Raw genomic sequence first — 24899 nt, forward strand, 5'->3', positions numbered from 1 at the left:
GCCGCTATGCATCACATCGCCAGCAAAAAACTGCGCACGGTACGCGACTTGCTACGTTACACCGTCAGCCAGTTCAATGCGTCCCGGCTATCCTTCGGGCACGGTAGCGACAACGCCTGGGACGAAGCCGTCTATCTGCTGCTGCACAGCCTGCATCTGCCGCTCGATATGCTGGAACCCTTCCTCGATGCGCGCGTGCTGCCCGCCGAGCGCGAGCGCTATCTCAAACTGCTGGAACGGCGTATTACCGAGCACGTTCCCGCCGCCTATCTCACCGGCGAAGCCTGGCTGCAAGGCCACCGCTTTGTTGTCGACCAGCGAGTCATCATTCCGCGTTCACCCATTTCAGAGCTGCTGGCCGACAGCCTGAGCCCCTGGATTGAAGATCCGGATGACGTTGATTTCGTCCTCGACCTGTGCACCGGCTCGGGCTGCCTGGCGGTGTTGTCGGCGCTGGCCTTTCCCAATGCGCAGGTCGATGCCGTCGACCTGTCAGAGCACGCCCTTGAAGTCGCCGATCAAAACATCGAGCTCTCGGGGCTGGACGGACGCATCACCACCCACTGCAGCGATCTCTTTGAACAACTGCCCGACTGCGAGTACAAGCTGATTGTCTGCAATCCACCTTACGTCAACAATCACTCCATGGAGCACCTGCCCCAGGAGTACCGCCACGAACCCACCATGGCGCTAGCCGGTGGTGACGATGGCATGGACCTCATCCGCCGACTCTTGCAGCAGGCACCCGCCTTCATGACACCCGATGGTCTGCTGGTGCTCGAGATTGGCCATGAATACCAGAACTTCCTGGCCGCCTTTCCCAATCTCGATCCCATCTTGCTCAGTACCGAGAACACTGACGATCAAATACTGCTGCTCACCCGCGAGCAACTGGCTTCGTGATCCGCGCTACTGGCCTGACCGTCAGGCGTGGCACCAAGGTACTGCTCGACAGCACTGATTTCGTCATCAACCCCGGAGAACGGGTTGGCATCGTTGGCAAAAATGGCGCCGGCAAATCCACTCTGTTTGCCGTGCTGCAAGGCCGGCTGGATGCCGACGCCGGCTCGCTGCTCATACCGCCGGGCTGGCGCATTGCCAGCGTCGATCAGGAAATCAGCCACAACGAGCTGCCCGCCCGAGAATTCGTGATTGACGGCGACCGGCATTTGCGTGCCTTGCAGGCCGAACGAGCCGCCACACCCGACAGCGACGGCCACCGCATCGCCGAACTGGAATCAGCATTGGTCGAGGCCGATGCCTGGAGTGCGCCGTCACGCGCCGAACAACTGTTGGCTGGCCTGGGTTTTGCACCCGACCAGTGGATGAATCCCGTCAATAGCTTTTCGGGGGGCTGGCAGATGCGTCTGGCGCTTGCCCGCGCCCTGATGGCGCCGTCCGAACTATTGCTGCTGGATGAACCCACCAACCACCTCGATCTGGACGCCATGTTATGGCTGGAGCGCTGGCTGGCTGCCTACCAGGGCACTGTCCTGCTGATCTCGCACGACACCGAGTTTCTGGATTCCGTCGCCTCGGTGATTTTACATTTCGACCAGGCCAAGCTGCTGCGTTATCGCGGTGGATATGAAGACTTCCTGACTCAGCGCGCTGAGCGCCTGCGCCAGACTCGCCTGGCCTGGGACAGGCAAACCCGCGAAGCAGCCAGACTACAAAGCTTTATTGATCGCTTCAAGGCCAAAGCCACCAAAGCCAAGCAAGCCCAAAGCCGCGTCAAAGCACTGGCCCGCATGGAAACCCTGGCTCCCCTGCAGGCAGAATCGGGCATCGATATACGCATTCCCGAACCCACCAGCATGCCTGATCCCTTGCTGGTGCTGGACGATGTCTCGACCGGCTATGCCGGCGGCACCAGTCAGGCCCGCACTGTACTCAGTAATATCCAGCTGATGGTCAGAGGTGGAGCGCGCATAGGCGTGCTGGGCGTGAACGGCGCTGGTAAAAGCACCTTGATCAAGACACTGGCGGAAGAACTGCCCGTACTGGCTGGCGAACGCCGTGCATCCAGGGGCCTGGAAATCGGCTATTTTGCCCAGCACCAGCTCGACATGCTCGATCCCGACGCCACCCCCTTGCAACACTTGGCGCGCCTGGCACCGCAAACTCGCGAACAAGAGCTGCGCAACTATCTGGGTGGCTTTGGCTTCAGCGGCGATACGGTCACCAGCAAGATCGCCCCCATGTCCGGCGGCGAAAAAGCACGCCTGGCGTTATCGCTCATCGTCTGGCAAAAACCCAATTTGCTGTTACTCGACGAACCCAGCAATCACCTGGATGTGGATACCCGCGAAGCATTGGCCACGGCCCTGGCAGAGTTTGCCGGCAGCGTGCTGCTGGTATCCCACGACCGCCATCTGCTGCGCACTACGGTTGACAGCTTCTGGATTGTGGCCGATGGCCGGGTGCAGGAGTTTGACGGTGATCTGGAAGACTATCGGGATTGGCTGAGCGCCCGCAGCGCCCAGGCGCGGTCCGAGGCTCGCAGCAATACTGAGCACGCCAACCAGGGCGATGCAATGGTTGATCGCAAGGCACAACGCCGCCAGGAGGCTGAGGAGCGGCAACGTCTTGCCGTACTGCGCAAGCCACTGGATGCCAAGCTGAAGAAGGTAGATGCCGAGATGGAACGTGCCGGCCAGCGCTTGCAGGCCCTTGACGCGTTGATTGCCGACCCCGATTTCTATTCAGACGCGCGCCGTGATGAGCGTTTGAAGGTGCTGGAGGAGCATGGCGAGCTGAGCAAAAAGCATGGCCAGCTTGAAGAAGAGTGGCTGATGTTGCAGGAAGAGCTGGAAACGTTGACAGTGACTTAGCGGGGACTGCGGCTATTCTTAGCCGAATTAATATCAAACGTGAGCCTGACAGCAGAGCTGGTTTGCGTCAATCCACAATAAATAACTTCGCCCCTTTTGGGGCGCGCGAACGATGCGCATCTATACCATCGGCAACTTGATAGCTCATGCCCGGTGTCAAAGTAAAGCTTCGGCCATCCTTCAAATCGGTATGCAACTCGCCTTCAAGGCATAGCAGTATGTGACCTTTTTCACACCAATGATCCGAAACATAGCCAGGGGTGTACTCAACCATGCGCACACGAATGCTGCCGAATTTCTGCGTCTGCCAAAAAGCCTGGCCCGCTTCTGCAGAGTGTTGGGTACGTGGGATGCCAGACCAGTCGGTCGTCCCAAAGGGGATGTTTTGCATATCCATTTTATTCACGCCTAACGATTCAGAAAGTGCATTCTCGACCACCTGGCAGAAATTGCTGAAGCATACCAATCAGCCAGCCACGATCTCCAGCTTGGCCACCCCCAACGCCAGGGTCTTCGTCCCGGCATCGCGGAACTGAATCTGCGCCTGGGCATCCTGCCCCAGACCGCTCAGCCCAATCACCGTGCCTTCGCCAAACTTTACATGGCGCACACCCGTACCTATCCGGAACTCCTGATTGCCCACCGTAACGCCCGTCGCCAGACCGCGCGGAGCACGTGGCGCCATGCTGCTGCCACCAGACTGATTGAACGTATTACCACGTCGAAACGCCCCGCTCCATGCATTTTGCTGCGCCTGCACAGGCGCCCTGCCTTCTCGGGGCGTCAGCCATTTGAGGTGTTCGTCGGGGATCTCGTCCAGGAAGCGTGAACGCATGGCGTAACGCGTTTGCCCATGCAGCATTCTGCTTTGTGCCAGCGTCAGGTACAGACGCTCACGCGCCCGCGTGATGGCCACGTACATCAGACGCCGTTCTTCCTCCAGTCCTGCCGCTTCCAGCAAACTGTTTTCATGCGGGAACAGCCCCTCTTCGACTCCAGTGATAAACACCGAATCAAACTCCAGCCCCTTGGCGGCATGCACCGTCATGAGCTGAACCGCATCCTGGCCCGCCTGGGCCTGGTTATCGCCCGCTTCAAGTGAAGCGTGGGTCAGGAATGCCGCCAGTGGCGACATGGCGGCCATGGCTTCGGATGCCTCTGCATTCAGGCTAGCCGCTGCAAGCGCGTCTTCGGGAATGCGTCCGGCCGGCAAACCCTCAAAGTTGGCCTCGGCCACAAAAGCCGCTGCTGCGTTGACCAGTTCCTGCAGGTTTTCGAGCCGGTCGGCGCCTTCACGATCACTTTGATAATGCGTCAGCAGACCACTGTGATGTACCACGTGCTCAATGAGTTCAGGCAAAGGCAATACTTGTGCCTCGTGGGCCATCTGCTGGATCAGTTCGGCGAAACGAGCCAGGTTATTGCCGCCTTTGCCCGACATTGACGGTACCGCGCGGAACAGGCTCTCGCCCTGCTGTCGGGCCACATCGGCCAGCTGTTCCAAGGTGCGTGCGCCTATGCCCCGCGTCGGAAAATTAACCACCCGCAGCCACGAAGTGTCGTCGTGCGGATTGTCCATCAGTCTTAAATAAGCCAGGGCATGCTTGACTTCCTGCCGCTCGAAAAAGCGCAGCCCGCCGTACACCTTGTAAGGTATACCAGCCGAAAACAAGGCATGCTCGATAATGCGCGACTGGGCATTGCTGCGATACAGGACGGCAATTTCGCGACGCAGGCGGCCGTCGTTGATCAAGGCCTTGGTTTCGTCAATAATCCACTGCGCCTCGAGCAGGTCGGAAGCCTGTTCGATAACGCGTACCGGCTCCCCCTCACCTTGCTCGGTCCACAGGTTCTTGCCCAGCCTTGCGCTGTTGTGCGCGATGAGGGCGTTGGCCGAATCCAGAATATGACCGTAGGAACGATAGTTTTGCTCGAGACGTATGACATTGCCTTTCGCATAGTCACGCTCGAAGTCAGCCATATTGCCCACGTTCGCACCCCTGAAGGCGTAGATGGACTGGTCATCGTCGCCCACGGCAAACATATGGGCACCACCGCCCGCCAGCAAGATCAGCCAGCGGTATTGCAACATGTTGGTGTCTTGAAACTCGTCGACAAGAATATGCTGGAAACGACGCTGGTAATGCTCGCGTATGGGTGCATTGCGCTGCAGCAGTTCGTAGGCGCGCAGCAACAGCTCGGCAAAGTCGACTACGCCCTCGCGTTCGCACTGATCCTGGTATAGCTGATAAATATCGACGAGCCGGCGCCTGTGCGCATCCCAGACCTCGACATCGGCGGGCCGCAAGCCATCTTCCTTGGCTCCGTTGATAAAACGCTGCACGTCGCGTGGCGGAAACTTGTCGTCATCAATGCCGGCACCCTTGATCAGGCGCTTGATGGCTGCAAGCTGATCGGCGCTGTCCAGAATTTGAAAGGTTTGCGGCAAACCCGCGTCGCGATGATGAGCACGCAACAGACGATTGCACAAACCATGGAATGTTCCTACCCACATGCCTCGCGTATTGATGGGCAGCAAGGCAGAAAGGCGCGTGAGCATTTCACGCGCCGACTTGTTGGTGAAGGTAACCGCCATCAGCCCAAAAGGGCTGGCCTGGCTGGTTTGTATCAGCCAGGCCATGCGTGTGGTCAGGACCCGGGTTTTTCCGCTACCCGCGCCGGCCAGAACCAGCGCGTGGGCGGGAGGGAGAGTGACAGCAGCTTGTTGTTGCGGATTAAGGCTGTCTATCATGCCGCGTAGCGGCGCAACCGGTAAGCAAACTGCTCTAGCCCTTCGATGCCGCTTTGCTGAGCGCGCTGGCACCAGGCTTGCAGGTCGGCCAAGAGCTGTTCACTGCTGGAGCTGGAGCTTTCCCACAGACGGACGAGCTCGCGTCGCATTTGCACCAGGGTGGACAGTGACTGGTTTTGAGCCAGGACGGTGTCGACCTGTTCGCGCTGTGCGGGCTCAAGGGCGTCGTCAGAGCTGGTGATCCAGTCTTTGCAACGGCTGAGCAGCGTCCAGTTGCAATCGGGGTTGCCTTCTTTGCGCGTCAGCTTGAGCTTGTTGAGCTCTTCGCCGGCCGCTTTTTTAACCAGATCGGTATAGCGGGCCAGGATTTCGTAGCGATGGGTGATGACGCCTTGCAAAGTGCTGGCGTCGGCCACAGCCTTGGGCGCCTCGAGTTTGAGCTTAGGTGCCCGTTTTTTTACCGTGGCCAGCCCAAAAAAGCTTAGTACCGAGATATAGCACCAGCCCAGATCGAACTCGTACCATTTGGTCGAAAACTTGGCTGACGTACCATAGGCGTGGTGATTGTTATGCAGCTCTTCACCGCCAATGATAATGCCCCAGGGCGACACATTGGTACTGGTATCGGGACTGGCAAAGTTGCGATAGCCCCAGGCATGCCCGATGCCGTTGACGACCCCTGCAGCCCAGAAGGGAATCCATGCCATTTGTATGGCCCATACGGTAACGCCCAGTACGCCGAACAGAGCCACGTCGATACCCAGCATGATCAGGATACCCAGCAGGCTGCGCTTGGTATACAGATTGCGCTCGAGCCAGTCGTCGGGGGTGCCGTGACCAAAGCGCTTCAGGGTTTCGGGATTAGTAGCTTCTTCGCGATACAGTTCTGCACCACGGAAAAACACTTTGCCCAGGCCAAATACCACTGGCGAGTGCGGATCACCTTCTTTTTCGCATTTGGCGTGGTGCTTGCGGTGAATAGCCACCCACTCTTTGGTGACCATACCGGTGGTCAGCCAAAGCCAGAACCGGAAAAAATGCATGACGGCGGGATGCAGGTCGAGCCCGCGATGCGCCTGGCTGCGATGCAGGAAGACGGTTACGCCAACAATGGTGATGTGGGTAAGCACCAGAGCGACCAGTGCAACTTGCCACCACGAATACTGGAGCAGGCCGCCTTTAAGAAAATTGAGTATTTGGTCCATAAACCTGTAAAGGCCTCGTGTTAGAACAACAAAAAGTGTAGCTCACTTGTCAGCTATATGACAGCAGAATTGCAAAATAGTTTTGAGCTAGATCAAGGAATTAGAAGCCAATCAGGCTCCTTCCTTCCCTCGACAAACGGAACATAAAAGCCAATATATCGCTCTTAAGAAGCGAGTGCTCGAAAAACCCTATTTCAGTCGATTTCGCCGTTATGGCCTTGAGGGGCCTCTTCGGCCTCCTGAACTGCTTTTTTGACTGGAGTTTCCTTTTTTCGCTCTAGCGCGGCTGCAAAAAAGCCGTCGGTTTGATGACGGTCTGGACGCAGGCGTAAAAAAGGCCCTTCGAGTGTCAGATTTTCACAACGATCTGACGCTATTTTGCCTGCATCAAGCAGGATAAAACCGGGATTTTCAGCTAAAAAGCGCTCAACCTGCTCTTCGTTCTCTTCGGGCAGGATGCTGCAGGTGGCATAGACCAGCCGACCACCTGGGGCGACACAGCGCGCAGCCTGGCGCAATATGCTGGCCTGTGTGTCACGCAAGGCCTGCAGCGACTCAGGATGCTGGCGCCATTTCAGGTCGGGATTGCGGCGCAAGGTACCCAAACCGCTGCAGGGCGCATCGACCAATACCCGATGTGCCTTGCCGCGCAAGCGCTTCACCCGCTGATCATTATCGGGGTTGATGACCACCGGGACGATATTGGACAAGCCACTGCGGGCAAAGCGAGGCTTGGCCCGTGCCAAGCGGGCCGCCGATACATCGAAGGCATACAAGCGGCCGGTGGAGCGCATCAGCGCACCCAGCAGCAAAGTCTTGCCGCCAGCACCGGCACAATAGTCGATGATCATTTCACCGCGCTTGGGCGCAACCAGCGAAACCAGGATCTGACTGCCTTCATCCTGAACTTCAATTTCACCCTTTTCAAACATAGGCCAGCGATTGACGGGCGGGCGCCCCTGCAAGCGTATGCCCCAGGGCGAGTAAGGCGTGGGCTCGGGATCGTAGCGTAAGCCGGGGCCGGCACGCATTTGCTTGAGCATGTCCGCACGGTCGGCCTTGAGTGGATTGACCCGGATATCGAGGGGCGCGGGCAAGTTCAACGCTCTGATCAGCTCATCGGCATCGTCCAGCGATGCCAGGCGTTCGTCCAGCCAATCAGGCAGACTATCGCGTACCGCGCGCGCCAGGCTCTCGGTGGCAATGCCTTGCACATGCGCGAGCCACTGCTGTTCGGTTTCCGACAGACCGGTGTTGAGTACTGATTTATCGAAGACCGATGCCAGACCCAATATGGCCAGGCGCCGCGCAGCCGGGCCAGTGCCGCTTTCGGCAAACTGCCGGTAGCGGCGCAAATGGCGCAAGACGTCGAACACCGCTTCGGCCACTTCGCCGCGGTCGCGCGAACCCAGTTTGGGATGCGCTCGAAACCAATGCGACAAAGATGCATCGGCGGGATACTCCCACTGCAGGATTTCACCCAATGCACTGCGCACCTGCTCGATGCGCGCCGCTGCCATGACATAAGGCCGCCCCACCGGGCTGGCCTGTTCTTGGCGCCGCATCGGGGCCGCCTTGCGGGTTTCCCGGCCACGCCGAGGTTTATCAGTACTATTCATGACGACCTATTCAGATGATGCAACGCCATCAGGCGTCAGGACAAAAGAGCGGCTGGCAACGCCAGACACCTGCACGCGCTGCATGGCGTCGAGCGACACACGGCCCTGTGCCAGCCAGCCTACCACGTCGGCATACATTCTGTGCTCGACCTGCAGCACCCGCTGGGCCAGGTCATCAGGGGTATCGTCCGCCCGTACCGGCACCATGCCCTGGGCCACGATAGGGCCATGGTCCAGCACAGGGGTCACGAAGTGTATGGTGCAGCCATGCCACTGCACACCCATGGCGAGCGCCTGCTGGTGCGTGTGCAAGCCGGGAAATGCAGGCAGCAGCGACGGATGGATATTGATCAGGCGGCCATTGAAACGCTCGACAAAAGCCGGCGTCAGCACACGCATGAAGCCGGCCAGCAGCACATAGTGAGGCTGATAGGCCTCGATGGCCTCGGCCAGCGCGGCATCGAAGGCCTCGCGGCTATCGTAGTCGCGATGCGGCACCACTGCCGTCGGGATGCCATGCGCCTGTGCCCATTCCAGGCCGGCCGCGTCGGCCTTGTTGGCCATGACAGCCGATACGGTGGCAGGCAAGTGACCAGCTTGCACCGTATTGACTATGGTTTGCATGTTGGAACCGCGCCCGGATATCAGCACGACGAAGCGACAGGCGGGTGAAGAAGAAACGTCCAAGACAATAATTCCTGAGTAAGGCAGCACAAGATTGTAAACTCTCGGGTGTGAAAACATCTCCTTCCATTTATCGCACCCTGCCCCGCCACGACAGCCAGCAAGCCAGCGCCGTGACAATAGGCAACTTTGACGGTGTCCATCGCGGACACCAGGCTATTCTGGCACGCGTCCGCGAACAGGCCATTGAGCGTGGGCTGGCCGCGACCGTCATGACCTTCGACCCACACCCGCGCACGTATTTTGCGTTGCGCGGGCAGCGGCCCGAACTTGTGCCCACCCAGATCAGCGGCCTGCGCGACAAGCTGACCGCCTTGTCCGCTCACGGGCTGGACCAAATCATACTGGAACGCTTTAATCAAGCGCTGGCCGATATGTCGGCTGAAGACTTCATCCGGCAATTGCTGGTGCAGGGTCTGAATACCCGCTGGCTGTTGGTGGGCGAAGATTTTCGCTACGGCCACAAACGCAGCGGCGACATCGAACTATTGCGCCATGCCGGACAGCAATACGGCTTTGAAGTCGAGACAATTGCCGATGTGGCCGACGAGCATGGTCATCGCATATCAAGCTCTGAGCTGCGCACTGCACTGGCGGTGGGCCAACTGGAACGCGCCGAACACTTGCTGGGCCACAGCTACCGCCTGAGTGGTCACGTGATCCATGGCCAAAAGCTGGGCCGCAGCATAGGCTACCCTACGCTGAACGTAAAAGTACCCTCGCAATGCGCCTTGCGCTCGGGCGTTTACGTAGTGCGCGCCCACGGGCTGGGGCCGCAACCCATCAACGGTGTAGCAAGCCTGGGTGTACGGCCAACCATTTCGCACAACGGACGCCTGATGCTCGAAGTGCACCTGCTCGACTGTCAAATAGACGCATACGGTAAACTCACGTGTGTTGAATTTCTTGAATATCTGCGGGACGAAGAAAAATTTCCCGACCTACCCACTATGATCGCCGCCATCGATAACGATGTGCAATGCGCTCGCGACCATTTCGCACTCCATGGACTATAGAAATACCCTGAATTTGCCCGATACCCCCTTCCCCATGCGGGGCGACCTTGCCAGGCGCGAGCCGGGCTGGATTGCCGAATGGGAAGAAAACAAGGTTTACGCAGCCATACGCGAAGCCAGCAAGGGCCGGCCCAAGTTCGTTCTGCACGACGGCCCCCCCTATGCCAACGGCGACATCCATATAGGGCATGCGGTCAACAAAATCCTGAAAGACATCATCGTCAAGAGCCGCGCCATGGCCGGCTACGATGCCGTCTACGTACCGGGCTGGGACTGCCATGGCATGCCCATCGAAATCCAGATCGAAAAAAAATACGGCAAACACCTGCCTGTGGCCGAAGTACAGTCCAAGGCACGGGCCTACGCGCTTGAGCAGATCGACCGCCAGCGCAAAGATTTCAAACGGCTGGGCGTGCTGGGCGACTGGGACAACCCCTACCTGACCATGAACTTCGGCAACGAGGCCGATGAATTGCGCGCGCTGGCGCGCATCATGGAAAAAGGCTATGTCTTTCGCGGCTTGAAACCGGTGAACTGGTGTTTCGACTGCGGCTCCGCGCTGGCCGAGGCCGAGGTCGAGTACGCCGACCGGAAAGATCCCTCGGTACACGTGGCGTTCAAATTCAGCGACAAGCAAAAGCTGGCTCATGCCTTTGGTTTGCCCGAAGTCGACGACGGCGCCATAGTCATCTGGACCACCACACCCTGGACGCTGCCGTCCAACCAGGCCCTTAACGTACACCCCGAGTTCGACTACGCGCTGGTCAAGCTCGATCAGCCACGCAGCACGGGCTCGTTGCTGCTGCTGGCCAAAGACTTGGTTGAGTCCTGCCTGGAGCAATGGAAACTAAGCGGCGAGATCATTGCCACCGCCAAGGGCGATGCCCTCACCAATCTTGAGTTCAAGCATCCGCTGTACGACGTACACGAAGGCTACCAGCGCATGTCGCCTATCTATCTGGGTGACTACGTTACGCTCGATAGCGGCACCGGCGTGGTGCACTCGGCGCCTGCCTACGGTATTGAAGACTTTGTCTCCTGCAAAGCCCACGGCATGAGCGATGACCAGATCATCAATCCCGTCATGGGTGACGGCCACTATCTCGAAAGCCTGCCCTTGTTTGGCGGCATGATGATCTGGAAGGCCAATCCCGTTATCGTCGAGGCGCTGCAAGAGGCCGGCAGCCTGTTGCATACCGAGCCCTTGTCACACAGCTATATGCACTGCTGGCGTCATAAGACGCCGGTGATCTATCGCGCCACCAGCCAATGGTTCGCAGGCATGGACCGTCAGCCCAAAACAGGCAAGACGCTGCGCGAGGCCGCACTGGAAGGCGTGGACAACACCGAGTTCTATCCAGCCTGGGGCCGGGCACGACTGCACGCCATGATTGCCAATCGTCCCGACTGGACCTTGTCCAGGCAGCGCCAATGGGGTGTGCCCATGGCTTTCTTCGTACACAAGGAAACCGGCGAACTGCATCCACGCACGCCCGAGCTCATGGAGCAGGTTGCGCAGCGCGTCGAGCAGCATGGCATTGAAGCCTGGCAATCACTCGATCCGGTCGAGCTGCTGGGCGATGAGGCCAGCCAGTATGAAAAGAACCGCGACACGCTCGACGTCTGGTTTGATTCAGGGACCACCCATGCAACGGTATTGGGTGGTCAGGATCACAGCGTCAAGGGGTCGCATGCCGACGAGCTGACCTGGCCCGCCGACCTCTATCTCGAGGGCTCGGACCAGCACCGAGGCTGGTTCCACTCTTCTTTGCTTACCGGTTGCATGCTGTATGGTCGCCCACCCTACAAGGCCTTGCTGACGCACGGCTTTGTGGTCGATGGCCAGGGCCGCAAAATGAGCAAATCGGTTGGTAACGTCATTGCGCCGCAAAAAATCTCCGATTCACTGGGTGCCGAGATTCTACGGCTGTGGACAGCATCTACCGATTACTCGGGCGAGCTGTCGATTTCCGATGAAATCCTCAAACGCGTGGTAGAAGGCTATCGCCGTATACGCAATACCCTGAAGTTCCTGCTGGGCAACCTGCAAGACTTCAACCCCGCTACGGATATGGTCGAGCAGGAACATCTGTTCGAGATCGATCGCTACGCACTGGCCATGACGGCTGCCATGCAGGCCGAAGTCCTCGACTGCTACAAGCGTTACGAATTCCATCCTGCCGTATCGCGTCTGCAAATCTTCTGCTCCGAAGACCTGGGCGCATTCTATCTCGACGTGCTCAAAGACCGCTTGTACACCGCAGGCAAAACCAGCGTAGCGCGCCGTTCGGCTCAAACTGCGGTATATCACGTCACACACACCTTACTGAAGCTATTGGCACCCATCGTGTCGTTTACTGCGGAAGAAGCCTGGAAAGATCTGCATATGCATCGCGAAGTGCCCAGCATCTTCACCGAGTTGTTTCACGCCCTGCCCGATCAGGTCGATGCGCAACTGCTGCGCGATAAATGGGACCGTCTGCGCGAGATCCGCGCCGATGCCATGCGCAATATCGAAGCCGTACGCAGCACCGGCGAGATCGGTTCATCTCTTGCGGCCGAGCTCGACATTCATGCCAGCGGCAACGATTATCAACTGCTGACCAGCCTGGGCGACGATTTGCGCTTTGTGTTGATCGTGTCGCGTGCAAGCGTACACCAGCAAACTTCTGACGACGCTTTGAGCATCCAGGTCCAGCCCACCCATCAACCCAAGTGTGAGCGTTGCTGGCACCATCGGGAAGATGTCGGCGTCGACCCGGAACACCCAGCCATTTGCGGGCGTTGCGTCAGCAATTTGTTTGGCCAGGGCGAAGCGCGTCAACATGCCTGAGGTTCGCAGCGGCAACCAGCCCGCAACCCGCAATCAACCTGGCCGGCCCCTACAGTTCTGGGGCTGGATAGGGGTCGCGCTGGCCATTGTAGTGGTCGATCAGATCACCAAGCTCTATTTTGATCAGGCCCTGCAATACGGTGAGCGCTGGCATGTACTGCCATTTTTCGACTTCACACTGCTGTATAACCCCGGTGCTGCCTTCAGCTTCCTGGCTGGCGGCCAGGGCTGGCAGCGCTGGCTGTTCACTGCAATCGCTCTGGGTGCCACCGGCCTGATCATCCACCTGCTGCGACGCAACCCGCAACAGGGGCTATTTTGTGCATCGCTAACATGTATTCTGGGTGGTGCAATCGGTAACGTAATCGATCGCATACAGCATGGCCACGTCATTGATTTTCTGCTGTTTTATTGGGATAGTTGGTATTTCCCCGCTTTCAACGTGGCGGACGTTGCCATTACCTGCGGCGCCATCCTGCTGATCCTTGATGAAATCCGACGTATGCGCCATGAAAAGCGCAAAAAGGACAGTGCAGACTAAGTGCTGCATCCCGGCCTAATTCGACAAGAGCACATGACCTTATGCTGGAACTTGCAAACAAACGTATAGTCCTGGGACTGACCGGGGGCATAGCCTGCTACAAGCTGGCTGAGTTCGTGCGCCGTGCGCAAGACCAGGGTGCCGTCATCGATGTGGTCATGACTGAAGCCGCTACTCACTTCATCACGCCGGTGACCATGCAGGCCTTGTCGGGCCGCCCAGTATTCGTGGACACCTGGGACGCTCGCATCGCCAACAATATGGCGCATATCAACCTGACTCGCGGCGCGGACGCCATACTGATCGCACCGGCCAGCACCGACTTCATCGCCAAGCTGGCTCACGGCCAAGCCAACGACCTGCTGTCCACCCTATGCGTTGCCAAAGGTGCCTGCCCCTTGCTGGTGGCCCCCGCCATGAATCGCGAAATGTGGCTGCACCCCGCCACACAGCGCAATGTGGCGCAGCTGCAAGCAGACGGCGCAGCTATCCTCGGACCAGCCGAAGGCGATCAGGCCTGCGGCGAGATCGGCAGCGGACGCATGCTCGAGGCCAATGAACTGCTTGTCGAGCTGATTGCTTATTTCCAGCCCAAGACTCTGTCCGGACGCCAGGTGTTGATCACGGCCGGGCCCACCTCCGAAAAAATCGATCCGGTGCGTGTGCTCACCAACCGGTCATCCGGCAAAATGGGGTATGCCATCGCCCAGGCCGCCCGCGAAGCGGGGGCGCAGGTTGTGCTGGTATCCGGGCCTACCGCCCTAGCAACCCCATACGGTGTCAATCGTATCAATGTTGAAAGTGCAGCGCAGATGCATGCCGCCGTCATGAGCGAAGCCCGCAACAGCGATATTTTCATTGCAGTGGCCGCAGTAGCCGACTGGCACGTGGCAAATGCCAGCGACAGCAAGCTCAAGAAAAAAGCCGACGGGCATGCGCCCGAACTGCAGTTTTCAGTAAACCCCGATATTCTGGCCGACGTGGCCGGCATGGTTTCCGGCCCATTTTGCGTAGGCTTCGCCGCCGAAACCGAAAACCTGCACCAGAACGCCGAGGCCAAGCGTCAGCGTAAAGGGGTGCCGATGCTGGTCGGAAACCTGGCTCAACAAGCCATGAACGCCGATACCACCGAACTCGTGTTATTCAGCTCGCAAGGTGCGCAAGCATTACCTGTGCTACCCAAGCTCGATGCTGCACGCAGACTGGTCCGGGAAATTGCCCAACAGTCATCGACTCCCCACCAGTAACTGCCCCTTCACCACAAGGAAATATGGATCAATATATAGAATACGCCAGCACCTTCATCCAGTCGCACCAGGAATGGGCCGGGCTGATCATAGGGCTACTGACCATGGGCGAATCGCTGCTGATCATAGGGCTGGCAATCCCTGCAACCGCTTTGCTGATGCTGGTAGGCGGCCTGGTGGGTAGCGGCACACTAGAGCCGGCGCCCGTTGTGATCTGGGGTATAGCAGGCGCTGTGCTGGGCGATGCCATTTCGTACTATATTGGCCACCTGCTGGGACCAAAAATCATACATAGCTGGCCCTTGAACAAACAGCGACGCGCCGTCGCCCGTGCACGCCTTTTTTTCTATAAGTACGGCATGCTGACCATATTCGCCGGCCGTTTCCTGGGGCCACTGCGCTCTGTGGTTCCCAGCGTAGCCGGTGTCATACGCATGCCGCACTTGCGGTTCCAGCTCGCCAATATTGCTTCAGCCATTATCTGGGTACCCGTGATGCTGCTGCCCGGCTATCTGGCGGGCCGCAGCGTCGACGCGATGCATGGCAACGGCATGAATCTCAGCCTGATATTCAGCACGGTACTGTCAGTCATTCTCGCTCTGTGGATAGCACGCGCCATGGTGCGCAAGCGTCGCACGCCCCCCACCCATAAACCGCAGGACAAAACCTGAACAACGAGTACAACGTGAGAAAAATAGCCTTAAAAATTCTTGATCCCCGCATGAATGACTTTCTGCCGGCCTACGCAACCAAGGGCTCGGCTGGCCTCGACCTGCGTGCTTGTATCGACAATCCAATTACTCTGCGTCCAGGAGTCACCGAGTTAGTACCCACCGGTTTGTCGATACATATAGCCGATCCGGCCTATGCCGCCATCATCCTGCCGCGCTCCGGCCTGGGGCACAAGCACGGCATCGTACTGGGCAACCTCGTGGGTCTGATCGACTCCGACTATCAGGGTCCGCTCATGGTGTCGGCCTGGAATCGCGGCTCCGAAGCGTTCGTGCTGCAGCCTATGGAAAGGCTGGCGCAATTGGTGGTGGTGCCTGTTCAACAAGTCGAGTTCGATATTGTCGACGAGTTCAACGACAGTGAACGCGGCACGGGTGGCTTCGGCAGCACCGGCCGTCGATGACCTATACGTAAGCCAAACAGCCCATATATAGGCCAAACGACTTATCCACATTTTCTGTGCATAAGTCGTTTTTCTTACAAGTCACAATTTCCCGAAAGCCACAGTACACGCCATCATGGATTAGCTTGTACAAAAACTAGCCGCCGCAATTCAAGCGGCCTCTTCCTCACCCAGGTACGCAGCACGAATCCTGGGGTTGTCCAGCAGCTGATTGGATGGCCCTTGTAATATGATTTGGCCGGATTCCATCACGTAGGCACGCTGGCTTATCTCGAGCGCCAGTCTGGCATTTTGCTCGATCAGCAAAATAGTGACGCCTTCGGCCGCAATGGTGCGAACCACTTCGAAGATTTTTTCAACCATGAGCGGTGCCAGCCCCATGGAGGGTTCGTCCAGCAGAAGCAGGCGTGGCCGCGAGATCATGGCACGGCCCATGGCCAGCATTTGCTGCTCACCACCCGACAGCGTGCCCGCCGACTGGCTGCGACGCTCTTGCAAGCGAGGAAAGAGCTCGAAGACATGCTCGATATCGCTGCGCACCTGATTCTGATCTTTACGACTGTAGCCACCCATGGCCAGGTTTTCTTCTATGGTGAGCTGACCAAAAATACCCCGCCCTTCCGGCACCATGACCAGACCTTGTCGCACCAGCGTGTAGGACGGCGTGCCTGCAATGGACTTGCCATCGTAAGTGATGCTTCCGGCTGAAACGGGCACTAATCCGCATATGGCGCGCAGCGTCGTGCTTTTGCCGGCACCGTTGGCACCTATCAGACAGACCAGTTCGCCGCGCTGTACGGTGAGATCCATGCCGCGTACGGCACGAATGCCGCCGTAAGCCACTTCAAGCTGGCTGATGTCCAATAAAGTCTCTGACTCGCTCATGACGCTTCCTTGCTATGTTCGGTTGCAGCGCCGGCACCCAGATAGGCCTCTATGACCTTGGGATTGCGCTGGACTTCAGCGGGCTTGCCTTCTGCCAGCACCTTGCCGTATTCGAGCACCAGCACCCGGTTGCACAAGCCCATCACCAGTTTCATGTCATGCTCAATAAGCAGCACCGTCATACCATCGTCGCGTATTTTTTCAATCAACCGCCTGAGCACCACGGTTTCCGATGCATTCATGCCAGCAGCAGGCTCGTCAAGCGCCAACAGCGCCGGCTCGGTGGCCAGGGCACGGGCTATTTCGAGCCGCCGCTGATCTCCATAAGGCAAGGCGCTGGCAAGATGATTGGCCCGGTCGCCTATGCCCACATAGTCAAGTAGCTCTTGTGCTCGTTGCTCTATGGCAGCCTCTTCCGCGCGCGTGGCCTGGTTGCGGGTAATGGCGCCGAATACGCCCGCACGGGTACGGATGTGCCGACCTATCATGACGTTCTCAATGGCACTCAGGGCCCCGAACAACCGTATGTTCTGGAAGGTGCGCGCCAGCCCGGCAATGGCAATTTCATGCGGCTTCAGGCGTGTCAGCTGATGGCCCATGAAATTGCAGCTACCTGATTCAGGCACATACAGACTGGTCAATACATTGAACAAAGTTGTCTTGCCCGCTCCATTGGGCCCGATCAGTCCGTAGATATCGCCTTTGCAAATCGAGAAGCTGACATCGGACAAGGCTTGCAAGCCACCAAAGCGCTTGCTCAGTTTGCTGGCTACCAGCAGCAGTTCAGGCATGGAGCTGGCGTTAGGGTTGACACTGGCCGGAATCATGCCTGACCCTCCTTGGATGTAGAAAGCTCTCGACGCCGCACCGCGGATGGCCACAGGCCAGCCGGCCTGAATATCATGACCAGCACCAGGGCAAAACCAAACAGCAGCATGCGTATGCCATCGGGATCAAGAATGACGTCACCAAAAATTGTTTGCTGCAGCGGCACGACTACGGCCCGTAAAATTTCGGGGAAAACAGAAAGCAGAATGGCACCCAATATGACGCCCGGAATATTGCCCATACCACCCAGCACCACCATGCACAGCACCATAATGGATTCAGTCAGGCTGAAGCTTTCAGGGCTGACAAACCCTTGCATGGATGCGAACATGGCCCCCGCCACACCGCCAAAACTGGCGCCCATAGAGAACGCCAGCAGCTTGATGTTGCGCGTGTTGATGCCCATTGCCTTGGCGGCCACCTCGTCTTCTCGTACGGCCTCCCAGGCACGGCCTATGCGGGAGTTCTGCAGACGCGCGCATATGATCACGATAACGATGGTGAAGAACAGCAGCAGGTAATAGTATTTTTCGGGTCCGGTAATGCGAAAACCCAACAAGGATTGCGAACGACCGAAAGCGAACTCTCCGATGGCAAAGCTATCGATCCGGTTGATACCTTGCGGGCCGTTGGTGATATTGACCGGTGCATCAAGATTGTTCATGAAAATGCGGACGATTTCACCAAAACCCAATGTCACGATAGCCAGGTAATCGCCCCGCAACTTGAGGGTAGGCGCGCCCAGCATGGCTCCGAAAAACGCCGCCAGCACCACGCCCGCCGGCAACACTATCCAGAACGGCAAGTGCAGCCCAAAATGCGGTGATGCCAGCAAGGCCCACACGTAGGCGCCCACAGCGTAAAAAGCGATATAGCCCAGATCAAGCAGGCCAGCGAAACCCACGACCACATTCAGACCCAGGGCCAGCATGACATACAGCAAGGCGAAATTCAGGGTGCGCACCCAGCTTTGGCCGGCCATGCCCAAGACGAAGGGCAATATGGCCAGCGCCGCACCGCAAAGAGCGATGCCCAGCCAGACTTTGGGAGTGATCGTCCGCTTGGTAGAAGTAAGGCTCATGCACGGTCTCCAACTCGTTCACCCAACAGGCCCGATGGCCGGAATACCAGCACCAGTATCAGCACGATGAAAGAGAAAACGTCTTGGTAATTACTACCGAATACGCCGTTGGTCAGGTCGCCGATATAGCCAGCACCCAGTGATTCGATGACGCCAAGCAACAGGCCGCCCAACATGGCACCGCCTAAATTGCCGATGCCGCCCAGCACCGCAGCCGTAAAGGCTTTCAGGCCTAGCATAAAGCCCATGGTGTATTGAGCCACGCCATAATAAGTGGTGACCATGACGCCTGCTACGGCAGCCAGCGCCGAGCCGATCAGGAAGGCTGCTGAAATAACGGTATTGATATTCACGCCCATCAACCCGGCCACTTCCCGATTTTGCGCAGTAGCGCGCATGGCGGTACCCAGTCGGGTGCGATGCACAACCAACAGTAGCCCGGCCATAATGGCCATCGCCGACAAGATAATGATGATTTGCAGCAGGCTGATGCGTGCACCGCCCATCTGGAAGATATTAGGTTCAATAATGTGTGGGAAGCTCAGGTAGTTGCGGCCCCACACCATCATGGCAATATTCTGAATAATGATCGACACGCCAATAGCGGTGATCAGCGCAGCCAGACGTGGCGCGCGGCGCAAGGGACGGTAGGCGAAACGTTCGGCGATCCAGCCCAGTGCCATGCACAATGGTATGGCCAGCAACAAGGCACCTGTTACGGCCAACCACGCCGAGGTGCTGCCCGGATCCGCACCCAAAAACGCGGCAACCAGCGTGGTAGCCACCATGGCGCCCACCATAACGACATCGCCATGAGCAAAATTGATCAGGCCGATGATACCGTAGACCATGGTATAGCCAAGGGCGACCAGGGCATATACGCTGCCCACAGTCACACCATTGATCAGCTGTTGTAGAAGGATATCCATGCTTAGACTCGCAGGTAAGAGGCGGTACTGACGTCCGCCCTATTGTCGGAGCGAAGGCCCAATCAGGCGCTCTGCCCGGCAGCCAGGCACGGCCGGCCGGGGACATTCAGGAAGCACCCGACAAGTTCAGGGCTTCCTGCGCACTGATCAGTTGGCCTTGCTGACCATGGTCTTGACCATTTCCCACTTGCCATTTTTGACTTCATAGATGGTGACCGAAATTTCCTTCAGATCGCCATTCTTGTCATAAGCAATGTTTTCGCTGGTTGCGCCGGTACGCTGCAGGGCGGCGAGTTTAGGCAGGTATTTTTCAGGCTGTGCCGAACCCGCTTCCTTCATGGCAGTAATCATGTTCCAGGCGCCATCGTAAGCGTAAGGAGCATAAACACCAGGCTCGACCTTGAAGCGTGCCTTGTAGTCTGCCGCGAATTTTTCACCGGCTGCCATTTGCTTGAGCGGTACACCTGCCAGCGAGGCGTAAGTGCCATTGGCCGCATCGCCAGCCAGCTTCAGGAAGGTTGCGCTACGTGTCATTTCACCCGATACCAGGGGTGCCTTGATACCCAGCGTGACCATTTGACGGCGCATGGGACCTGACTGTGCATCCAGACCGCCAAAGAAGATGGCATCGGGTTCCTTGGACTTGATATTAGTCAGAATGGCCGTAAAGTCGTTGGCTTTATCGGTGGTGTACTCACGAGCAACCACTTTGCCACCATTGGCCTCAACCGCCTTGGCCACCTGGTCTGCCAGGCCTTGTCCGTAAGCCGTGCGATCGTCGATCAGGGCAATATTCTTGGCGCCAAGATCCTTCACGATGAATTCGCCTGCCGCTGCGCCCTGCTGCGTGTCGCTGGTCATCATGCGGAAGGTAGTGTCGTAGCCTTGTTGGGTATATTCCGGTGAAGTCGCCATGGCGATCTGCGGCAAACCGGCATCGTTATAAACGCTCGATGCGGGTATGGTCGTGCCCGAGTTGAAATGTCCCAATACACCCTGCACTTCTTCATCAACGATTTGCTGGGCTACCTGCACGGCAGTGCGCGGGTCGGCCTGGTCATCGCGTGTAACCAGCTCGAACTTGGCCGGCTTGCCATCGAGCTCTATGTTCTGTTTATTGGCTTCTTCCAGCGCTAGGGTCAGGCCGTTTTTCATGTCTTCGCCGTAATGCGACTGCGGACCAGTGAGCGGGGCGGCAAAGCCCAGCTTGACGACCGTATTGTCGGCCGCCTGCGCCGGCATCAGCGCAAAGCCTGCCATGACGGCGGCTGTTGCGCCTAAAAGCTTGAATCCTTTGATGGACATTGTTATCTCCTTTGTTTGAAATATGGCTAGCCTCGGAAACCAGTCATTCCGAATTAAGCCAAACGCATAACCCATGGATAATGGGCCACAACCTTAAAAATCCAAATTTTGTCAGCCCACCATCATGAGCGTGGCGTTACCGCCCGCGGCGGCTGTATTTACACTGACCGATACCTCGTGCAACAAGCGGTCAAGCCTGTAGCTTGCTCCTCCCGCCAGCTCATCGCTGCTCAGACCCTGCACCGAGATGATGGGACCAGGGCGACGCGCCACGATGCCATTCAATTCACGCAAGGTATCGCTGTCCCCCTCGAACAGCACGGCGTCGTACTCAGCCTGAGCGATATCGTCGGAAGGAAGCAGCCGTATGCGCTGCTGACCCGCCTTGTCGCATTGATCAAAAAACGCACGCCCCGTCTGGTTATCGACCAAGGCCACGTGGTTGCCGGTTTGCAGGCAGGCATCAAACTGAATTTGCGCTCCGGCTGCTGTTGCGCTGATGCACAGCACTGTGCCGCGCGGCCGGGTGTAGTACATATTGTTTTCGCCGGTTGGGCCAGGCAGTTCCAAAGGTGCGTTATGTGCTTCAACGGGTTGGCACCATGCAGGCAAGCCTGCGGGACAACGCGACAACAGGCGCCTCAGATACAAAGGCCCGCCCGCCTTGGGCCCGGTACCCGACAGGCCCTGGCCGCCGAACGGCTGCACGCCGACCACGGCGCCCACAATATTGCGATTGACGTAGATGTTGCCCGTATGAATCCGCTCGGACACCCTGGCTACGGTTTCGTCCAGGCGCGTGTGCACGCCGAACGTCAGCCCATAGCCCGTTTCATTGATGGCATCCACCAGAGCATCGAGATCGTCGCGCTTGTAGCGCAGTACATGCAGCACCGGGCCAAAGACTTCTTTCTTGAGCTGCGAAATGTCGTCGATTTCTATCAGGGCCGGTGCTACAAACGTGCCCGGCTCGCAAGCCTGCCCTAGAGGAAGTTGATCGACCTGGTGACCCGCATCGCGCATGGTCTTGATATGCGCCTGGATGGCGTTGCGCGCATCGGCATCAATGACCGGACCCACGTCGGTGGACAACACATCGGGCTGGCCCACACAAAGTTCCTGCATGGCGCCGCGCAACATGGTCAGCATACTGTCGGCGCAGTCGTCCTGCAGACACAACACACGTAAGGCTGAACAGCGTTGGCCTGCCGAGTCGAAAGCGGAAGAAAGCACATCGACCACTACTTGCTCGGACAAGGCCGACGAATCGACAATCATGGCATTTTGTCCGCCGGTTTCCGCAACCAGGGGAATAGGATGGCCGCTGTCATCCAGGCGCTCGGCAAGCGTGCGTGAGATCAGCTGAGCAACATCGGTCGACCCAGTAAACATGATTCCGCGTATGCCGGGGTTGGCCACCAGGCTGGCGCCCACCGTTTCACCCTGCCCTGGCAACAGCTGGACCGCCCCGGCAGGTACGCCCGCCCGATGCAGTGCCGACACAGTCGCCGCCGCAATCAGGTTGGTCTGCTCGGCTGGTTTGGCCAGGACTGGGTTGCCCGCAGCCAACGCCGCCGAGACTTGCCCGGCAAAGATGGCCATGGGGAAATTCCATGGGCTAATACACAGCACCGGCCCCAGCGGACGGTGCGTGTCGTTGGAAAATGACTGCTCGATTTGTGCCGCGTAATAGCGCAGGAAATCAACCGCCTCGCGCACCTCGGCAATGGCATTGGGCAAAGATTTTCCCGCCTCACGCACAATCAGGCCCAGTAATAACTGCATCTCGTCTTCGAGAATCTGCGCCGCACGGGTCAGGCAGCGTGCACGGTCCACGACTGGTGTGGCAGCCCAGATGGGCGCGGCATGTACAGCGCCCGCCACCGCCTGGACGACCTCGGCGTCGTTGGCCTCCATGACGTAACCCACCACGTCACGATGATCAGCGGGGTTCAGCACGGGCTTGGCACGCTCGTCGTCCCAGCGCACGTCGGCTTCGGCCAGTTGTGGCATGGCGCGCCAGGTTTGGCCCACGCCGTTCAGCAAAGCAGCTGCCAGTGAACTCAAGCGCTGCTCATTACTCAGGTCGAAACCTGTTGAGTTGGGGCGGCCGTCGGCTTCCCGATATAAATCGCGAGGCAGAGGAATGCGCTCGTGTGGCGCGCCCAGCGGTTGTATGCGTTCGACGCAGGCTACTGGATCGGCGATCAGGGTATCAATCGAAATATCTTCATCGCCAATCTGATTCACAAACGAGGTATTGGCGCCATTTTCGAGCAGGCGACGCACCAGATAGGCCAGCAAGGTTTCGTGCGTACCCACTGGCGCATAAATGCGGCAGGGCCGATTCAGCTTGTCTTGCGCCACGGATCCGGTGACCAGTTCGTAGAGAGGCTCGCCCATGCCATGCAGGCACTGAAACTCGTACTGTCCCGGGTAATAATTCTGGCCTGCCATATGGTAGACAGCCGAAAGCGTATGGACGTTATGCGTGGCGAATTGTGGATACACCGCGTCGGGTGCATCCAGCAGCCTGCGCGCGCAGGCCAGGTAAGACACGTCAGTATGAACTTTGCGGGTATAGACCGGATAGCCTTCAAGGCCATCGACTTGCGCACGCTTGATCTCGGTATCCCAATATGCACCCTTGACCAGCCGCAGCATCAGCCTGTGCCCGCTGCGCCGCGCCAGATCTATGACGTAGTCTATGACGAAAGGAGCTCGTTTCTGGTAAGCCTGAACCACAAAACCTATGCCATTCCAGCCCGCCAACCCGGAGTCAAAGCACAAAGCCTCGAGCAGATCGAGAGAAAGCTCAAGGCGGTCGGCCTCTTCGGCATCGATGTTCAGGCCTATATCGTATTGGTGTGCCAGCATGGCCAGCTCGGTAAGCCTGGGCAGCAATTCGGCCATGACCCGATCGCGCTGCGCGCGGCTATAGCGCGGGTGCAGTGCCGACAACTTGATCGAAATGCCCGGGCCTTCGTATATGCCTTTGCCTTGTGCTGCCTTTCCTATGGCGTGTATGGCCTGAACATAAGACGCGTAATAGCGCTCCGCATCGGCGGCCGTGGTGGCGGCCTCGCCCAGCATGTCGTAGGAATATCGGAAACCCTTGTCTTCGTGCTTGCGTCCATTGGCAATCGCTGCCGAGATGGTCTGTCCCGCCACGAATTGTTCGCCCATCATGCGCATGGCAATATTTACGCCTTTGCGTATGAGGGGCTCGCCACCTTTGCCAATAAGCCGCGTCAGCGCCTTGGACAACGACTGTTCGCTGTTGACGCCGACCAGCTTGCCAGTCAGCATCAGGCCCCAGGTTGCGGCATTGACGAATAACGAGGGGGACTCGCCCATATGCGAGCGCCAATCGCCATGGCTGATCTTGTCGCGTATCAGGGCATCACGTGTTGCACGGTCGGGTATACGCAACAGCGCCTCGGCCAGACACATCAGGGCGACACCTTCCTGACTGGAAAGGGAAAACTCCTGAATCAGACCCTCGACCCCGCCACTCTTGCGTTTGCCGCGCAACGCTTCAACCAAGCGTCGCGCCAGGGCGTAGGTATTCTTGGGCTGGGCGCAACGTGCCTTGTCGAGCAGCATGGAAACACACTCGGTTTCAGGACGACGATAAGCCGCCGTAATGGCAGCACGCAACACTGACTGCGGCTGCACGTCGTGGGCAAATTGCTGAAATGGAGTCGCTGCCACAGCTACGATGGGTTCGGGGCTTCCACCGTCGGCATCGCCTGCACCCAGATAAGAAATCTCGTCCGGTAAACGTCCCCGCTCGATGGCGTCGATATACGAAAGAAGTGCCTGCTTATGCAGCCAGTGTGGTGTACACCCCAGCTTGGCTGCCGCAGTCTTCAAGCGCTCGCGTAGCGTATCGTCAACCTTGACGCCCAGTGTGCTTGTTGCCATGGCTAGTCTCCATATTTTCATATGCGCGCAGGAATGGCCCGCGCAGCGAGAAAGATTGGAATACTACACAGGTTGCAC

19 protein-coding genes are annotated in these 24899 nt (G+C 58.2%); 8 read left to right on the forward strand and 11 right to left on the reverse strand.

All coding sequences use genetic code 11. The features are described 5' to 3' along the window. Positions 1-6: 6 nt before the first annotated feature. Both prmB and ERD84_RS11890 read left to right on the forward strand, forming a co-directional pair. Complete coding sequence (prmB, locus tag ERD84_RS11885) at positions 7-903, forward strand: 50S ribosomal protein L3 N(5)-glutamine methyltransferase (protein ID WP_130039815.1); 897 nt, start codon at positions 7-9, stop codon at positions 901-903. Next, a complete protein-coding gene (locus tag ERD84_RS11890; RefSeq protein WP_130039816.1) occupies positions 900-2834 on the forward strand; it encodes an ABC-F family ATP-binding cassette domain-containing protein in 1935 nt (644 codons plus the stop codon). The genes prmB and ERD84_RS11890 overlap by 4 nt, the downstream gene beginning before the upstream one ends. 67 nt (positions 2835-2901) lie before the next feature. Here the strand turns inward: ERD84_RS11890 and ERD84_RS11895 are convergent, their stop codons facing one another. The 5 genes from ERD84_RS11895 to purN all read right to left on the reverse strand — a co-directional run bounded on the left by ERD84_RS11895 (position 2902) and on the right by purN (position 9097). Next, positions 2902-3231 carry a DHCW motif cupin fold protein gene (locus ERD84_RS11895; protein ID WP_130039817.1) on the reverse strand — a complete coding sequence of 110 codons (330 nt, stop codon included), beginning with the start codon at positions 3229-3231 and terminating at the stop codon, positions 2902-2904. Positions 3232-3300: 69 nt separating this feature from the next. Further along, complete coding sequence (locus ERD84_RS11900; protein ID WP_130039818.1) at positions 3301-5586, reverse strand: UvrD-helicase domain-containing protein; 2286 nt, start codon at positions 5584-5586, stop codon at positions 3301-3303. Continuing rightward, complete coding sequence (locus ERD84_RS11905; protein ID WP_130039819.1) at positions 5583-6791, reverse strand: DesA family fatty acid desaturase; 1209 nt, start codon at positions 6789-6791, stop codon at positions 5583-5585. The genes ERD84_RS11900 and ERD84_RS11905 overlap by 4 nt, the downstream gene beginning before the upstream one ends. A gap of 194 nt (positions 6792-6985) precedes the next feature. Continuing rightward, on the reverse strand, positions 6986-8311 hold the full coding sequence (locus tag ERD84_RS11910) for an RsmB/NOP family class I SAM-dependent RNA methyltransferase (protein WP_245150697.1): 1326 nt from the start codon (positions 8309-8311) through the stop codon (positions 6986-6988). A gap of 105 nt (positions 8312-8416) precedes the next feature. Then, on the reverse strand, positions 8417-9097 hold the full coding sequence (gene purN, locus ERD84_RS11915; RefSeq protein ID WP_130039821.1) for a phosphoribosylglycinamide formyltransferase: 681 nt from the start codon (positions 9095-9097) through the stop codon (positions 8417-8419). Positions 9098-9144: 47 nt separating this feature from the next. Between purN and ERD84_RS11920 the strand changes: the two genes are divergently transcribed. Genes ERD84_RS11920 through dut form a run of 6 tightly spaced genes read left to right on the forward strand, consistent with a single transcriptional unit; the run spans position 9145 to position 15866 of the window. Further along, positions 9145-10110, forward strand: a complete 966-nt coding sequence (locus ERD84_RS11920; protein WP_130039822.1) for a bifunctional riboflavin kinase/FAD synthetase — start codon at positions 9145-9147, stop codon at positions 10108-10110. Next, positions 10100-12943 carry an isoleucine--tRNA ligase gene (gene ileS / locus ERD84_RS11925; protein ID WP_130039823.1) on the forward strand — a complete coding sequence of 948 codons (2844 nt, stop codon included), beginning with the start codon at positions 10100-10102 and terminating at the stop codon, positions 12941-12943. Before ERD84_RS11920 ends, ileS begins: the two co-directional genes overlap by 11 nt. Next, entirely contained in the window at positions 12936-13484 is a 549-nt protein-coding gene (gene lspA / locus ERD84_RS11930; protein WP_130039824.1) for a signal peptidase II, read from the forward strand. The genes ileS and lspA overlap by 8 nt, the downstream gene beginning before the upstream one ends. Positions 13485-13525: 41 nt before the next feature. Then, the gene (coaBC, locus tag ERD84_RS11935; RefSeq protein WP_130039825.1) at positions 13526-14731 is read left to right on the forward strand and encodes a bifunctional phosphopantothenoylcysteine decarboxylase/phosphopantothenate--cysteine ligase CoaBC; all 1206 of its coding nucleotides are present in this window, start codon (positions 13526-13528) and stop codon (positions 14729-14731) included. Positions 14732-14754: 23 nt separating this feature from the next. After that, the gene (locus ERD84_RS11940; RefSeq protein WP_130039826.1) at positions 14755-15402 is read left to right on the forward strand and encodes a DedA family protein; all 648 of its coding nucleotides are present in this window, start codon (positions 14755-14757) and stop codon (positions 15400-15402) included. A gap of 14 nt (positions 15403-15416) precedes the next feature. Continuing rightward, entirely contained in the window at positions 15417-15866 is a 450-nt protein-coding gene (gene dut / locus ERD84_RS11945; protein WP_130039827.1) for a dUTP diphosphatase, read from the forward strand. 150 nt (positions 15867-16016) lie between these two features. On the opposite strand, the gene ERD84_RS11950 is transcribed toward dut, so the two are convergent. From ERD84_RS11950 to putA, 6 genes are all read right to left on the reverse strand, one after another. Continuing rightward, a complete protein-coding gene (locus ERD84_RS11950) occupies positions 16017-16751 on the reverse strand; it encodes an ABC transporter ATP-binding protein (protein ID WP_130039828.1) in 735 nt (244 codons plus the stop codon). After that, positions 16748-17578: an ABC transporter ATP-binding protein gene (locus tag ERD84_RS11955; RefSeq protein ID WP_371743182.1), complete on the reverse strand. Its 831-nt coding sequence runs from the start codon at positions 17576-17578 to the stop codon at positions 16748-16750. Before ERD84_RS11955 ends, ERD84_RS11950 begins: the two co-directional genes overlap by 4 nt. Beyond that, complete coding sequence (locus ERD84_RS11960) at positions 17575-18660, reverse strand: ABC transporter permease subunit (protein WP_130039829.1); 1086 nt, start codon at positions 18658-18660, stop codon at positions 17575-17577. The genes ERD84_RS11955 and ERD84_RS11960 overlap by 4 nt, the downstream gene beginning before the upstream one ends. Then, entirely contained in the window at positions 18657-19589 is a 933-nt protein-coding gene (locus ERD84_RS11965; RefSeq protein ID WP_130039830.1) for a branched-chain amino acid ABC transporter permease, read from the reverse strand. The genes ERD84_RS11960 and ERD84_RS11965 overlap by 4 nt, the downstream gene beginning before the upstream one ends. 147 nt (positions 19590-19736) lie before the next feature. Next, positions 19737-20894, reverse strand: a complete 1158-nt coding sequence (locus ERD84_RS11970; RefSeq protein WP_130039831.1) for a branched-chain amino acid ABC transporter substrate-binding protein — start codon at positions 20892-20894, stop codon at positions 19737-19739. A gap of 111 nt (positions 20895-21005) precedes the next feature. Beyond that, on the reverse strand, positions 21006-24821 hold the full coding sequence (gene putA, locus ERD84_RS11975) for a trifunctional transcriptional regulator/proline dehydrogenase/L-glutamate gamma-semialdehyde dehydrogenase (RefSeq protein ID WP_130039832.1): 3816 nt from the start codon (positions 24819-24821) through the stop codon (positions 21006-21008). Positions 24822-24899: the final 78 nt, after the last annotated feature.

Origin of the sequence: Pollutimonas harenae, assembly GCF_004153685.1 — a bacterium.
GTDB classification, from domain to species: domain Bacteria; phylum Pseudomonadota; class Gammaproteobacteria; order Burkholderiales; family Burkholderiaceae_B; genus Pusillimonas_C; species Pusillimonas_C harenae.